The 14,336-nt window shown below is 57.7% G+C and carries 16 protein-coding genes; 3 read left to right on the top strand and 13 right to left on the bottom strand.

Annotated elements, in window-relative coordinates:
* The first annotated feature begins 10 nt into the window (after positions 1 to 10).
* On the top strand, positions 11 to 1,135 hold the full coding sequence (locus tag ACR0NM_RS09455) for a zinc ABC transporter substrate-binding protein (protein WP_480614327.1): 1,125 nt from the start codon (positions 11 to 13) through the stop codon (positions 1,133 to 1,135).
* A 335-nt stretch (positions 1,136 to 1,470) separates the two neighbouring features.
* Here the strand turns inward: ACR0NM_RS09455 and ACR0NM_RS09450 are convergent, their stop codons facing one another.
* The 3 genes from ACR0NM_RS09450 to ACR0NM_RS09440 all read right to left on the bottom strand — a co-directional run bounded on the left by ACR0NM_RS09450 (position 1,471) and on the right by ACR0NM_RS09440 (position 5,052).
* Positions 1,471 to 1,944, bottom strand: coding sequence for a 6TM ABC transporter family protein (locus tag ACR0NM_RS09450; RefSeq protein ID WP_480614325.1), 474 nt, complete (start codon positions 1,942 to 1,944; stop codon positions 1,471 to 1,473).
* A 371-nt stretch (positions 1,945 to 2,315) separates the two neighbouring features.
* On the bottom strand, positions 2,316 to 3,464 hold the full coding sequence (locus ACR0NM_RS09445) for a TolC family protein (protein WP_170512019.1): 1,149 nt from the start codon (positions 3,462 to 3,464) through the stop codon (positions 2,316 to 2,318).
* Between the two features lie 445 nt (positions 3,465 to 3,909).
* Positions 3,910 to 5,052 (bottom strand): alpha-D-ribose 1-methylphosphonate 5-triphosphate diphosphatase, encoded by a 1,143-nt coding sequence (locus tag ACR0NM_RS09440; RefSeq protein WP_170512021.1) that lies wholly within the window; start codon positions 5,050 to 5,052, stop codon positions 3,910 to 3,912.
* A 49-nt stretch (positions 5,053 to 5,101) separates the two neighbouring features.
* On the opposite strand from ACR0NM_RS09440, the gene ACR0NM_RS09435 reads away from it, so the two are divergent.
* Positions 5,102 to 5,773, top strand: coding sequence for a DUF1045 domain-containing protein (locus tag ACR0NM_RS09435; protein ID WP_480614322.1), 672 nt, complete (start codon positions 5,102 to 5,104; stop codon positions 5,771 to 5,773).
* Here ACR0NM_RS09435 and phnN read toward each other — a convergent pair.
* Genes phnN through phnG form a run of 7 tightly spaced genes read right to left on the bottom strand, consistent with a single transcriptional unit; the run spans position 5,749 to position 10,705 of the window.
* On the bottom strand, positions 5,749 to 6,300 hold the full coding sequence (gene phnN, locus ACR0NM_RS09430; RefSeq protein ID WP_170394325.1) for a phosphonate metabolism protein/1,5-bisphosphokinase (PRPP-forming) PhnN: 552 nt from the start codon (positions 6,298 to 6,300) through the stop codon (positions 5,749 to 5,751). The two genes, ACR0NM_RS09435 and phnN, sit on opposite strands and share 25 nt — an antisense overlap.
* Positions 6,297 to 6,980: a phosphonate C-P lyase system protein PhnL gene (phnL, locus tag ACR0NM_RS09425; RefSeq protein WP_170394324.1), complete on the bottom strand. Its 684-nt coding sequence runs from the start codon at positions 6,978 to 6,980 to the stop codon at positions 6,297 to 6,299. Before phnL ends, phnN begins: the two co-directional genes overlap by 4 nt.
* Positions 6,981 to 6,983: 3 nt before the next feature.
* Positions 6,984 to 7,754: a phosphonate C-P lyase system protein PhnK gene (gene phnK / locus ACR0NM_RS09420; protein ID WP_480614319.1), complete on the bottom strand. Its 771-nt coding sequence runs from the start codon at positions 7,752 to 7,754 to the stop codon at positions 6,984 to 6,986.
* Positions 7,751 to 8,602, bottom strand: a complete 852-nt coding sequence (locus tag ACR0NM_RS09415; protein WP_480614316.1) for an alpha-D-ribose 1-methylphosphonate 5-phosphate C-P-lyase PhnJ — start codon at positions 8,600 to 8,602, stop codon at positions 7,751 to 7,753. The genes phnK and ACR0NM_RS09415 overlap by 4 nt, the downstream gene beginning before the upstream one ends.
* Positions 8,599 to 9,687, bottom strand: coding sequence for a carbon-phosphorus lyase complex subunit (locus ACR0NM_RS09410; protein ID WP_480614314.1), 1,089 nt, complete (start codon positions 9,685 to 9,687; stop codon positions 8,599 to 8,601). Before ACR0NM_RS09410 ends, ACR0NM_RS09415 begins: the two co-directional genes overlap by 4 nt.
* Positions 9,687 to 10,250: a phosphonate C-P lyase system protein PhnH gene (phnH, locus tag ACR0NM_RS09405; RefSeq protein ID WP_480614311.1), complete on the bottom strand. Its 564-nt coding sequence runs from the start codon at positions 10,248 to 10,250 to the stop codon at positions 9,687 to 9,689. Before phnH ends, ACR0NM_RS09410 begins: the two co-directional genes overlap by 1 nt.
* Positions 10,250 to 10,705 (bottom strand): phosphonate C-P lyase system protein PhnG, encoded by a 456-nt coding sequence (gene phnG / locus ACR0NM_RS09400; protein WP_480614308.1) that lies wholly within the window; start codon positions 10,703 to 10,705, stop codon positions 10,250 to 10,252. Before phnG ends, phnH begins: the two co-directional genes overlap by 1 nt.
* Before the next feature lie 81 nt (positions 10,706 to 10,786).
* On the opposite strand from phnG, the gene phnF reads away from it, so the two are divergent.
* The gene (gene phnF, locus ACR0NM_RS09395) at positions 10,787 to 11,506 is read left to right on the top strand and encodes a phosphonate metabolism transcriptional regulator PhnF (protein WP_170422919.1); all 720 of its coding nucleotides are present in this window, start codon (positions 10,787 to 10,789) and stop codon (positions 11,504 to 11,506) included.
* Here phnF and ACR0NM_RS09390 read toward each other — a convergent pair.
* The 3 genes from ACR0NM_RS09390 to phnE (ACR0NM_RS09380) are packed head-to-tail and all read right to left on the bottom strand — an operon-like array spanning position 11,503 to position 14,317.
* The gene (locus ACR0NM_RS09390; RefSeq protein WP_480614305.1) at positions 11,503 to 12,120 is read right to left on the bottom strand and encodes a DapH/DapD/GlmU-related protein; all 618 of its coding nucleotides are present in this window, start codon (positions 12,118 to 12,120) and stop codon (positions 11,503 to 11,505) included. The genes phnF and ACR0NM_RS09390 overlap by 4 nt on opposite strands.
* Entirely contained in the window at positions 12,120 to 13,445 is a 1,326-nt protein-coding gene (gene phnE, locus ACR0NM_RS09385; protein WP_480614301.1) for a phosphonate ABC transporter, permease protein PhnE, read from the bottom strand. The genes ACR0NM_RS09390 and phnE (ACR0NM_RS09385) overlap by 1 nt, the downstream gene beginning before the upstream one ends.
* The gene (gene phnE, locus ACR0NM_RS09380; RefSeq protein WP_170635883.1) at positions 13,442 to 14,317 is read right to left on the bottom strand and encodes a phosphonate ABC transporter, permease protein PhnE; all 876 of its coding nucleotides are present in this window, start codon (positions 14,315 to 14,317) and stop codon (positions 13,442 to 13,444) included. Before phnE (ACR0NM_RS09380) ends, phnE (ACR0NM_RS09385) begins: the two co-directional genes overlap by 4 nt.
* Positions 14,318 to 14,336 lie beyond the last annotated feature (19 nt).

The following is a 14,336-nucleotide window of genomic DNA, read 5'->3' as shown; positions in this document are numbered from 1 at the left end:
AGAGGGTCTGATGTCCAGAAAGCTGCTCCCACTATCGATTACCGCTGCATTGATGGGCGGAACCGCCATGGCGGATGCACCCAAGGTTGCGGTTGACATCGCACCCGTTCACTCACTCGTGGCCCGGGTGATGGAGGGGGTAGGAACGCCTGAATTGATAGTGCAGCCCGGTGCCTCGCCACACGAATACAACCTTCGTCCGTCAGAAGCAGCCGCACTGCAAGAGGCAGATCTGGTATTCTGGATTGGCGAGGACCTGACCCCGTGGATGGAAGGCGCTGTCGAGACGCTCAGCGACGGGGCGACTGTTACGGTGTTGCTTGAGTCGGACGGAACGGTTCTGCTCGATTTCCGTGAAAGTGCTTTGTTCGAAGCGCATGACCATAGCGACGACGAAGATCATGGGGATGACGATCATGACGATCACGACCATGCTGAGGATGATGGTCATGATCACGACGACCACGACGATCATGCAAAAGACGATGACGACGATCACGAGGATCATGCCGAGGACAAAGAGCATGATGATCATAATCATGACGAAGAGCATGCGGATGAGCATGACCACGATGATCATGAGGACCACGCCGGACATGACGACCATGAGGGCCATGCGCATGGCGAACATGATCCGCACGCCTGGCTCTCTCCGGTCAACGCAGAAATCTGGCTGAAAACGATCGCGGCGCAGCTTTCTTCGGCTGACCCAGACAACGCAGGTGCTTATTTTGCGAATGCGGCAGCTGCGCGTGAAGAAATGGCTGCTTTGTCAGCGGAAGTGGCCGAAACGCTGGCGCCGGTCAAAGGTGGCAGCTTCATCGTGTTCCACGATGCCTATCAATATTTCGAAGATGCCTTTGGCTTCCCGGCCTCGGGTGCAATTTCCCTCAGCGATGCGACCGATCCAAGCCCGGCAAGGATCGCCGAAATTCAGGGGCGTATCCGCGACGAAGGTGTGGATTGTGTCATGGCTGAACCCCAGTTCAACCCCGGAATTGTCGCAACCGTTCTCGACGGCACCGAAGCTAAAACCGGCATCATGGACCCGCTGGGATCTGATCTGGAACCCGGAGTAAATCTGTACCCGCAACTCATCCGCAATCTGGCCAAAACACTGTCTGAGTGCCTTTGACTCAATCAACAGCCTGGTTGGGAGTTGGTTCTGGCCAGGCTGAAATCAGACAAAGTTCTCCGCTCATCGTTCCAACAAAGTCATCAGTATTCGGCTACCGGCCTCTCTAAGCTGTCCAATTTGGCGGCTAAGCTGCCGGCGCAAGTCAATCATCGCCAGCGAACTTTCGATGCCGCGCTCGACCAGAGGTTGGATCACGCCAATCTATACCTCCAGAAACGCCGCCTCCACACCTGTACGGTCGGGAAGATCAAATTCTTGTCCGGATATCTGAGCCTCAAGTCTCGCGCGCGACGCGATCGCAATCGCCTGTCGCGGCCTGCCAATCGCCTAGATCACACCACGAATACGAAAGGGAAGGGCAGATCGACCAAAGCAACCAGCGAGGCAGACGTAAAGAAATCCCTCACGACCTTTAAATCCTGAAGGATCGAGGCCATGTGTCCATTCGGCCCGCCCCGGGCTTTCATTATAAGCGCCATCAACTGATTGAACAGCCGCTCGGTGATCTTCAGGTCCGCCCGTTTTCCCGCTGTATCGATGAACCGTGTCCGCAGGTTCTTGATCAGGAAATCGAACAACAGTGCAAGGCCAACCCCGACGACCAGAGCCAACAAGCTATCAACCACTTCGTTTGGCAGAATGGGGTCATGAACGACCATGGTGAACCGCGACGTCACCAGCCCAAGCACGCTTGTCACCATCGCGGCCAATAGGATCTGAATGTAGACCCCGCGCAGATCGCTGAACGCGGACCAAAACCGATGACCTTGCGGCCTAAACGATTCTCGTTCCAGCGGCGCGAGCATTATGCGCGCAATATCCAGCGCGTCTTGCGCAGTCGTGTTTCCTGTCGCCGCCAGATCTGAGGTTCGCTGAGTCCGCCGCTGGCATCGATCACAAGAAAGCGTTGGTGTCTTCTCGATCCAGAAACGCGAAAGATTGCACAGCTGCGTCAAACGCCAGGACCAGAAACAAGTTCGGGTCCAGTTTCAGCAACCGCGCTTTCCCGAAACCCGCCTGTAGCCCACCGCTTCCACTGCGCTGACCGCCTAGGCGACTTCATTGCCCTAGAACACCCGAAAGATATCCACCTCGGACAACCCAAGACCCAAATGCTCTGTCAGAAGTCGGAGGTGCGTATTCAGCGGGTTAGTCGCAGTCGAGTTCACGACGGATATCACAAGGTTGGATCGGTCGGCTGTGCAACACCCAACGCGTCCAGGATATCGCCCGTGACCGCCAGCACGGCATATTCCGCACGACGTGCCTGAGCCTCAAGCTGGATCACCCGAACCTGCGCAAGATTCAACTCGCGCAACGCATCCAATATCTGTACCAGCGTGCTGCGCCCGATATCAAACTGTCCACGAGCTGCATCCAGCGCTTGCTCATTGATCTCGACAGCGCGCCGGGCTGTGGCGAGCCGTCGCTGGATTGAATTGGTCTCTTCCAAGGCCTGGGAGAGATTACGTTGCAACTCGCGCCGCAATTCTTCTTCATCAGCCCGGCTTTGTTGAAGATTCGCCCTTGCGGTTTCGACATTGGCGCGCGCGGATCCCCCTTGGTAAATCGGGACCGTTACACCCAATCGGGCCTGCACACCGTCGTCGATACTGCCCTGGTCGAAATCTGTCTCAAGAATCGCAGAGAGTGTTGGGCGGGTCGCTCGTTCGGCAACCACGACCTCTTGTTCACGCACTTGACTGAAGGCGACCTGAGTACGCAGACGCGGGCTGCGTGCAACCATTTGCTGCGAGGTGGCCGCTGCCAGAATGGGTGCGGGGGGGATGGTCGGAATTATATCGGGTCGCGTTCCGAAGACTTCGACCCATGTTGCCGTCGCCAGTTCCACATCCGTCTGAGCCTGCGCTAATTCTGTCTCGGCGTTAGACTTCCGCCCCTGCCCCGCCAGCAAATCTGCCACCGATCCGGCCCCGGCATCAAAACGGGACTGGAGGTCGCTGACCAAAACGTCCGTACGATCCAGATTCTGCTGGGCTTGTTCTTCGAGGCGGCGATTTCGATCCAGATCAATTATGGTTTCGATGGCCTCGAAGCTCAGCGCGCTCAGCTCTGACAATTCGTTTAACCAGGTCTGCCGGGCTTCAATCTGACGCAAACCCACACGACCCGAGACTTTGCCACCATCATAGATGATCTGGCTAAGCCGCAGGATCGGTACTGTATCCCCATCGGACGTCAGGGATGTCTCGGCCTCGATCTGCGGCAGGAACGCGCCTTGCTCGGCATCAATGCGGGATTTCGAAGCCAGAACGCTGGCGGCTCCGGCTGCGGTGGTGGGCGATGTCGCGACAGACCTTCGCACCAACTCAGCGAATTCAGTGCGTGCGACATTTCCCTTCAGATTATTCCCCCCCGATAAGGGAGCGGGGGCTGGTGTCGCCCCGGGATCAAAGGACTTGGTTCCCTGTAAATCCTGACTGCAGCCCGCCAAAATAATAGTGGCTATCACAACCGACAACCATGCCCTCATCCCGCCAAAGCTCCTGATTTCAACTCTGAGATAAGCAACAAATTTCCAGTCAGTTAATCGTGGAACTTGTTGCCCGCATTTTGCGTTACAGGAGAAAGTGCGGTAAAAAAGTAACCATATTCTTTACGAGTTTAATGTTCTGGCACGACATCAGTTTATCAAGATGCGGGTCCAGAAAAATCAAGCGGAGCAAGGGCGCAGATCCCATCTGATAATCCGCGAGCTTTCGGCCGCCAGCCATGTTCTGTTCGGCAAGTTTGATTCAACCAATCACAACTCATCCAACCTTGTTGCCTTGGCTCCAGACACCGCGCAAAACTGGTGTTTGACCCATGCGACGCACACGCAGAACGTCACCACGCAGACCTACATTCAGGATGCCACGGTCATCAAGACCGACAGCCATTGCAGGATTACGTGTAACCGTGGCCACAGCACGTGGCAGGTCGTCCCAAACACTGGCAAGATGAAAAGCCGACAGCAGTAGCGCAGAAGGCACATAGTCGGAAGACACAATTTCCAGAAGATCGGCCTTTGCAAGATCTTCAGCCGCGACATTGCCGGAATGCGAGCCGCCACGGATCAGATTCGGGGCACCCATCATGACGGCGATGTTGCGGGTACGGCAGGCCTCGGCCGCCTCGAACGTGGTTGGGAATTCGGCGAAAGCCACACCATTTTCGGACGATTTTTCGACATGCCGCGCCGTGGTATCGTCATGGCTGGCCAGCGCAGCGCCAAGACGGGCGGCCTCGATCACTGCACCGGCTTCGTGCTTTTCTCCGAAACGCTGCTGTAGACCACGCAGGTTCTCGACATGTGCAACGAAATCGGCGTCGGTCATACCGCGCTTTTTGGCGACATAGGTCTTCAATGCACTCAGATCGCTGAATTGGCGTTGACCCGGCGTGTGGTCCATCAGACTGACAATGCCAACCCTGTCTTCCGGCCCGAAGGTCGCCAATTCCTCAAGCAGTGTCTCCGAGCAGATCTCGGCCCGCAGGTGAAGGAAATGGCTGATCTTGAAATAGCCTGCGGCGCGCGCCGACAACAGTTCGTCCGCCAGTTTGCGGGCATAATCGATGTAACGGCCCTTGCCGCTGTGAATGGAACCTACTCGCATGGCGTCGAACACGGTTGTGATTCCGGTCGAGGCCAGCTCGCTATCATGCGCGATCAGGGCCGGAAGATGAGGCCAGTCCACTTCCGGGCGAGGCTCGATATGACGTTCGATATTGTCGGTGTGCAGCTCGACCAGTCCCGGAAGGATGTAATCACCTGCACAATCGACTGCGCCGGTCGGAACATGATCCCCTTCGGTGATCTCGGAAATGACGCCCTGTTCGATTGTCACCGAACCGGTTACTACCCGATCGGGCATCACAAGCTGGGCATTCGCAAGGCACAGATTATCTGACATATCGCTGTCACAAGCCTTTGCCAAAGAGGGCGCGGGAAAAGGGGAATTCATGTCATACTCTCGATTTGCAATCTACTACGTGCCGCCCGAAGGACCATTGGAACAGTTCGGCGCGCGCTGGCTGGGATGGGATGTCGTGCAGGGCTGCGAGGTGCCTCAGCCCGATCTGCCCGATTTGCATGACGTTACGATGACACCGCGCAAATACGGCTTTCACGGAACGCTGAAACCACCCTTTCAACTGGCCGGAGGTTATTCGCTTGAAGCCCTGAAAGCGGCGGCGTCTGAGATGGCCGCTGGCCTGGCGCCTTCGAGCTGTGAAGGGCTGAGTCTGACGAGGCTGGGCCGGTTTCTCGCTTTGACCCCACAGGGCGATGTGAGCGGCTTGCAAAGAATTGGTGCGGCCTGTGTACGTGAGCTTGACCCGTTTCGCGCCCCAACCAATGAGGCTGAACTTGAGCGGCGGCGCGGTGCAAGGTTGAGCCCACGTCAAGACGCACTGTTGATCGAGTGGGGTTATCCCTATGTGATGGACGAGTTTCGGTTTCACATGACGCTGACGGGTCGGCTGCCGAATGGCGATATTCCTGTATGGACCGAGGCGCTGCGCCGCCATTTGCCAGCCTTGCCAGAGCCCTTCGTCATCGACCAAATTGCCTTGTGCGGCGAGCGCATTGATGGGCGTTTCGAGCTTATTCATCGGTACGCGCTCGCCGGTTGAAGGACCCCTGCGGCGCGCGCAACCGTCTCGGCCAGTGGGCCATCGTTGGAAATGGTGATAACGTCCAACCCATCGGGCAAGGGTTTTTCTGCCTGAGCAAGCCGATTTGCAATCTCGCTATCGCTTTCTCGGCCGCGAGTCGCCAAACGCCGTGCAAGAGTTTCCGGCTTCGCCGTGATATTCAGGACAATGAAGCGTGGGAAATTTTCTGCGGCCTCGAGCAGAGCTTTGCGCGAGAAATTTGCCAGACAGTCTGCGCCATCACTCAGCCGATCTTTGACGGCAACCGGTATCCCGTAGCAAAGCCCATGAGCAACCCAATGCACCGCAAAGGCACCATTCGCTGCCATTTCTTCAAATTCGGCGATTTCGACGGCGTCATAGTCTTCCCCGCCCAACTCTGGTGCCCGGGTGATGACGCGGCGCACCAAATGCAAATCGGGCAACAAGTCACAAAGCCCTAGCATCACACTGTCTTTGCCAGCCCCCGACGGGCCAACCACAGCGATGAGGCGACCCCGGGTCATGCCGCGACCTCGGGTGAAAACTGACTGGCGTCGATTTCGCGATCACAAACGCGCGCCCTAGCCGCTTCGTCATGGAAAATGCCGATGATTGCAGTACCACGCGCCTTTGCCTCTTCGATGAGCCTTAGAACAACCTCGCGATTGGCCGCATCCAGACTGGCAGTCGGCTCATCCAACAGCATCGCGGGATAGGAATGGGCGAACCCGCGTGCGATGTTGACACGCTGCTGTTCACCACCCGAGAAGGTAGTCGGTGAAAGGGTCCAGAGCCGCTCGGGAATGTTCAGTTGCCGCAACAGAGCTTCAGCCCGCGCCTTCGCGTCAGCAGCGGAAATGCCCACAGCCCGCAAGGGCTCGGCCACGACATCGACGGTGGGCACGCGCGGAACCACGCGGAGAAACTGGCTGACATAACCCAGAACCTCGCGGCGCAGGGCGATAACTGTCCGAGGCTCTGCCTGCACGATATCCACATCACCGATGCGAATTTCTCCGCTTCGGGCCAGATAGTTGCCATAGATCATACGCATGAGGGTGGACTTGCCCGCTCCAGACGCGCCCGTCAGCGCTACGCATTCGCCCGGAGAGACCGAGAAGGATACATCGCTCAGCACCTCGATCACGGCCGCACCTTGATTATGGAGAGTGAAAGTCTTTGAGACGTTGTTAAGCTCAATCATTGCTCACACCTGCAAAACGGAACTGACAAGAAGTTGGCTATAGGCATGCTGCGGGTCATCCAGCACCTGATCGGTCAGGCCTGCCTCGACCACGCGGCCCGATTTCATCACCATCAGCCGATCCGCTAGCAGGCGCACCACGGCCAGATCATGCGTGACGATGATCGCCGACAGGCTCATGTCGCGAACTAACCCGCGTAACAAGTCGAGCAACCGCGCCTGAACGGACACGTCCAGACCGCCCGTTGGCTCATCCATGAACACCAGCCGAGGACCGGTCACGAGGTTTCGTGCAATCTGCAGGCGCTGCTGCATCCCGCCCGAAAAGGTCGTCGGGCGATCATCCACACGGGAGGCATCGATCTCCACTCGTTGCAACCAATCCGTGGCCTTGCCGCGAATGTCGCCATAGTGGCGCTCCCCCACGGCCATCAGCCGTTCACCCACATTGCCCCCGGCACTGACGCCCATGCGAAGACCGTCGCGGGCATGTTGGTGGACAAAGGCCCAATCGGTGCGGCTCAGCATCCGGCGTTCAGGCTCGGACATAGTCACGGTATCCTGCAGACCATTCGCGCGGGTGTCGAACACAACCTCTCCGGCATCCGGGGTCAGATGCCCGGCCATGCAGTTCAACAAAGTCGATTTGCCCGACCCGCTTTCGCCAACGATCCCCATGACCTCACCGGGATAGAGGTCGAATGACACATCGGCACAGCCAATATGTGGGCCATAGCGCTTTGTGATGCCCCGAACAGACAGCAAAGGTGTCATGCGGCGTCCTTTCCTTTGTGGCCCGCCGCCTGGCGCGCCTCGCAATAGTCGGTATCCGAGCAGACAAACATCCGCCCGCCCGCGTCGTCGATGATCACCTCGTCAAGATAGCTGTCCTCAGCTCCGCACAAGCTGCAAGCATGTTCGGCCTTGGACGCCTCAAACGGGTGATCCTCGAAATCCAGCGAGACAACCTGTGTATTAGGCGGCAATGCATAAATCCGTTGCTCACGCCCCGCTCCAAACAGCTGGATCGCAGCCATGTCACCCAATTTCGGGTTATCGAATTTCGGGATCGGCGACGGGTCCATCACATAGCGGCCCTCGACCTTCACGGGGTAGGCATAAGACGTCGCGATATGCCCGTGCCGACTGATGTCTTCGTACAGCTTCACATGCATCAGCCCGTATTCTTCAAGGCTGTGCATCTTGCGGGTTTCGCTCTCTCGCGGTTCCAGAAAGCGCAACGGCTCAGGGATAGGCACCTGATAGACAAGGATCTGACCTTCTTGCAGCGGCTCCTCGGGAATCCGGTGGCGGGTCTGAATCACGGAGGCGTCGCTTGTCGTTGTGGTTGTTTCAACCCCTGCAGTGCGTTCAAAGAAGGTGCGGATCGAGACCGCGTTTGTGGTATCGTCCGAGCCCTGATCGATCACCTTGAACGTGTCATCCGGGGTCAACACAGCGGCCGAGACCTGCACACCGCCCGTACCCCAGCCATACGGCATAGGCATTTCGCGCGAGGCAAACGGCACCTGATAGCCCGGGATCGCCAGACTTTTCAGAATTGCACGGCGGATCATCCGCTTGGTCTGCTCGTCCAGATAAGCAAAGTTATAGGCGTTCATTCCGCAGCCTCCTGCACCTGATCCGCGCCAGCCTCGCGGCGTAGTTTACGCACCAGTTCCAGTTCAGACTGGAAGTCGACGTAATGCGGCAGCTTGATATGCTCTAGAAACCCCGTCGCCTGTATGTTGTCCGCGTGATAGAGGACAAACTCGGCATCCTGAGCAGGTGCGCCGACATTGTCCTCACCCAGTTCTTCCCACCGCAGCGCACGGTCGACCAAAGCCATCGAGATCGCCTTGCGTTCCGTCTGACCAAACACAAGCCCATAACCTCGGGTGAATTGCGGCGGCTCGGTTTTGGAGCCCTTGAACTGGTTAACCGTTTCACATTCGGTCAGAACGACCTCACCGATTTCGATGGCAAAGCCGAGTTCAGGGATCTCCATTTCAACCGGCACGGACCCGATCCGAAGCTCTCCAACAAAGGCGTGATTGCGCGCGTATCCGCGCTGTGTGGAATACGCCAGACCGAGGGTGAAACCTTCATCCGCGCGGGTCAGCGCCTGAAGGCGCAGGGCGCGATCGGCGGGCATTTCAAGCGGCTCGCGGGTCAGATCAGGTGGCGGCGTATCGTCATGCGGCGCTTCCTCGATCAGGCCTTCGCGATTGAGGAAATCCGTGACATGCGGCACATCACCCAGTTCAGCTTCGCGCGCTGGGGCTTTGGGCACCTCACCATCAGCAGCCAGTTTGAAATCCAGTAAGCGATGAGTGTAGTCGAAGGTCGGCCCAAGCACCTGCCCGCCCGGCAAGTCCTTGAAGGTTGCCGAAATGCGCCGGTCACAAGCCATAGCCCCGGTATCAACAGGCTCGGATGCGCCAAAGCGTGGCAACGTGGTTCGATAGGCGCGGATTAAGAAGATGGCCTCAATCAGATCGCCGCGCGACTGCTTGATCGCAAGCGCGGCCAGATCTGGATCGAACAACGAGCCTTCGGCCATAACCCGATTGACCGCCAGGCTAAGCTGTTCGCGGATTTGCGCGATGCTCAGTTCCGCCACATCGGTATCACCGCGGCGTTCTTCGGCAAGCCAAGCGTGGGCGTTCTCAATCGCGCGCTCACCGCCTTTTACTGCGACATACATCAGGACACCTCGGTCGTTCTTGGCAAAGCCGCTAGGCGGCTGCTATTCGTGAAGATGAAGTCGAGCCCCAGTGGATATAGCGTCTGATTATGCTGAAACGCCTCAAGCTCGGGCAATGAAAGCGCGGCTTTATCCTTGATTCCCGGACCTGTCAGAGTCGCCCCTGAAGCGATGAGTTCGGGGCATTCCATGATCAACGTGGCAGAACGATCCGGATATTCAGACGTCCCGATCGGGTATGCGTTCAATGGTCCCAGATCCGACCACGCACCAATGGCAAACATACAATGCGACGGGCCGGTCAGCGGTGCGCCGGTGTGGAATGCAAGCCAGCTGCGTACGGCGTCGCAATCTAGCGCACCTGCCAGATAAACGGGCGTCTCAGTGTCGCAAAGCGTCAACAACACCGCACCCGCTGCTGGTGACATTGGGGCCGGAGGAACTGCGCCAGAAATCTCTTGCACGGTACCGGGACGCGCCATTGCTTCCATCACGCTGCGAAAGGCGTGAGCAGATTGGATCGCGGGATCCTTGAAACCGCCGATCAGGGCTTCTGACTGCATCAATCCTCTCCTCGTACCATGGTGAAGAAATCAACCTTAGTGGCTGCGGCTTTGGCGGCACGCGCGGCCTTTGCATTGGTCAGCTCATCTCGCACAGGGGTCAGCACTTTTATTCGCAACAGATCAGACACATCTGTCTGCATCAGTGCATCAACCAGCGCGGCGACTTCGGCATCTTCTTTCCGACGGCCTTGCATATAGGCATGCCCGACTTCGCCCGTTCCCAGCGTCAGCGCACAGCGTGTTACCGTCATTTCGCCCAGATTGAACGGCGCACCAGTCCCGCCAGCGCGAGCCCGAACCATGGTGCTGCCAATCTCAGGAGCACGCAGCCATGTGAAGCCGGGGCGAGGCATCGTTGCATCCAACAGGACGGCCACGCGTCCCTCCGGCGCTTTGGCCAGCAGGCTCATCCAAGCCTTCCGGTCCGCGTTTTCATCAAAAGTGTCTTTCATCTCGACAACTTTTCCATATACTATACAACTATACACATCTTATCATATTTGCCGCCGTCAGACAGAGGAATTTTGTGAAACTTGCGTGACACTCCCACCAAAACCCCGATCTGGAAGGCCATCGCCGACGCACTTCGCAGCGATATGGCCGAAGGGCGCTATGGCCCGGGTGATAAGCTGCCAACCGAAGCGGCACTGGCAGAGCGGTTCGGTGTGAACCGCCATACGGTGCGTCACGGCATCTCGGCCCTTGTGGATGAGGGCCTAATCCGAACGCGCCGGGGCGCGGGCGCTTTCGTGGCAGCCACGCCCACCGATTACCCCATCGGCTCGCGGGTGCGATTCCATGAAAACCTCATCGCTGCTGGTCGCAGACCAGAAAAGAGGGTGCTTCATGTTGAAGAACGGGCAGCGACCGAGGGCGAGGCCACCGCACTGACCGTTTCACCCGGTGATCAGATCTGTGCGTATCACGGGCTCTCATTGGCGGACGGGCACCCGATTGCCGTGTTTGAAAGCATGTTTCCCCTTGAGCGCCTGCCTGGCATCACTGCTGCGCTGCAAGAGACCAGCAGCGTTACCGAGGCGTTAAACAGGTCGGGCGTCACTGACTATACTCGGGCCTCAACCCGGTTGACGGCCACGCGCGCTACGGCCACTCAAGCTCTGCATCTGCAGGTTTCAGAAGGTGATCCGCTGCTTAGATCATCCGGAGTGAATGTTGACGAACAGGGACAACCGGTTGAATTTGGTCGAACATGGTTCGTCGGAGACCGGGTGACACTGACCCTTGAGAGTTAAGGCTCGTATTTCTCCAGAAACGCTTCCGCCGTCAGAGCACGGAAATCGTCGAGCGCTATCCGCAACTTGTCATGAGACCAATTCCACCAGGCCAATGCGATCAACCGATCGGCGATGTGTCGTGGCTGACGCAGTCGCAAGGGTCTTGCAGGTGTACCGGCAACAATTGTGTAGGGGTCTACATCCTTCGTCACCAAGGCACCCGCAGCCACAACAGCCCCGTCACCCAGTGTGACCTCGGGCTTTATCATCGCGCCTGCGCCAATCCATGTATCGTTCCCGATATGGACAATTCGGGATTTGCGGTGACTGAAAAACACCTCGTCCCGATCCGCATCGTCCCAATAATCGTTCGAGCGATACAGGAAATGGTGACAGGACGCCGTGTGCAGCGGGTGATCAGTCGCGCCGATCCGCGAAAACGCGGCGATGTTGGCGAACTTACCGACCTTCGCGTTGGCGATGTCGGCATAACGATCGCAATAGCTGTAGTCGCCCATTTTTGTATGTACGACGCGGCTGCCCTTGCCGATTTCAACATAGGCCCCGAACGTGCTTTCGGTAATCTCACATTCGGGGTGAATGCAGGGCTGTTCCGCTGAAAGCCGCGCCATCAGTCTTTCCGCCCGATCAGCTTGCCGCGCAACCTGCCCGAGGCCCAATCCATGAACATCACCATGATGATGATCAGGACGATATAATAGGCAACCTCTTCCCAATCCTTTTGCGTCTGGATGGCTTGTGTCAGCATCAGGCCGATGCCACCTCCGGTGATCGCACCGATGATCGTTGCTGAACGGGTGTTGGATTCGAGGAAATAAAGAACTTGTGCCAGCAACACGGGAACGACCTGCGGGATCACCCCGAACCGGTAACGCTGTAGCGGTTTAGCCCCGGTCGAGGACACCCCTTCGATCTGTTTCTGATCAACGTTTTCCAACGCTTCCGAAAAAATCTTGCCAAACGTACCCGTGTCGGTGATCAGGATGGCCAAGGCCCCCGTCAATGGTCCGGGACCGAAGGCACGTGCCAGAACCACGGTCCAGATCAGAGCATCCACGCCGCGCACAAAGTCGAACAGACGGCGCGTTGCGGCGCGAAGCAGCATGATCGGCGAGAACCGTTTGGCGGCGAGAAAGGCCAGAGGCAGCGCGATCATCGCGGCACCCATCGTGCCCAGAAATGCCATCAGGATCGTTTCTCCGATGGCCCAGGCCACATCCTTATGCCGCCACATCGCGTTGTTCCACCAGTCAGAGATTGCGCCTGCGATATTCGAACGGCTTGGATCGATCTGCGCGCCAAACAGGATCTCTCCAAGCCCATGGCCGTGGTAGGGACTGTCAAGCGTGAACCAGAACAGCTCCCAACCCGGGAAATAGTTGAACACTTCAGTCCGAGCGCCCGTCATGGTGATCCGGCCCTCAGGCGTTGTGACGCCAACACGCCGTTCAGATGCGGAAATCCAGTCGGGCAGTTCAGAGGGCAGATTTGTCGTCAGGCGACGTCCCTTGGCCTGCACTTCGATCAGCTGGAAGTCGGGTATTTCAATCTCGGTCCGGTTGTCAGGCAGGAACCGCACGATATGATTGCGGCCCAGATCGATCGTCGTCACCTCTTCACCCGATACCCAGTCGGGACGTTTACCCTCGGGATAAGTGCCCTTACGCTCGCCTTCAACAGCATAGGTCACCTCACCGCTCCGATTATTGCGTGTGACATGCACCTTGTGTGACCAGCTATCAGAAGCCAGTGTAACGGCGTTGTCCAGATTGGCACGTTGCGCTAGGCCCGGCAGGTCGAAGGCAAAGAAGATGTAGGTGAGATAAACGAGGATCACGACAGGGATGCTAAAGCCGATCAATCGTTTACGCTGAAATAGCTTTTCGGCGTCAAGCTTGGCCCCGTCCAGCCCGAAGTTCCAATCAATAGTGGTCATTGGCCCTGCCCTTCGGTCAGACGGTTGCGGTAGCGGCTGGACACCTGATCGAAGAATACGATGGTGCTGAATAGCAGGATGAAAATCGCGCCGGCCTCGTCAAAACGACCCGGACCCCAAGCCATGGCATTGCGCAGTTCGTAACCCAACCCTCCCGCGCCGACGAAGCCCAGGATGGCAGAAGCGCGAATATTGATCTCAAATCGCAGCAACGTGTAGCTGATATAGTTTGGCGCGACCTGTGGCAGGATACCCAGCATCATCTGTTTCGACCAAGTCGCCCCGGTCGAAGCCAACCCCTCAACCGGTTTCAGATCCGCGTTTTCGGACACTTCCGAGAACATTTTGCCAAGCGCCCCAGCGGTGTGGATTGAGATGGCGATCATCGCCGGCACCGGCCCGCCGCCAAGGACAAAGATCAGCACAAGCGCGATAACGATTTCCGGCACTGCGCGCATAACATCCGAGATACGCCGGAAGACCGGGATCAATCGCGGCCATTTCGCCAGCCCGCGTGTGCCGAGAAGCGACAGGATCAGGCCACCGATGGCCCCGATCAACGTGGAAACTGCGGCAATGTTCACCGTCTCAACCAGTGCAGGGAAGTACTTCACGATCAGGCCAGGCAGATCGGCCCGCTTTTCCCAAGCTTCAGACAGCACATCCGCCGGGTAATCACCGATCTGATGCAATCCGTCCCAGAACCCACCCGCGTTTCGGGAATCCGCAATGTTGAAACCTGATACCATCAGGACCACAAAGATCAGCAGCGTCAGCCCGCCATAAAGCCTGCGCTTGTGAACTTGTGCCATATAGCTGGATTGAATGGTCTCAACGCCGCCTGGCGCCGCACCGATTGATAAATCTGCCATCCCGAGCCCCGAATGAATA

This window comes from Ruegeria sp. AF2 (assembly GCF_056542025.1).
Note: the sequence above shows the minus strand (reverse complement) of the source record. Positions and strands in the feature narration are given on the sequence as shown.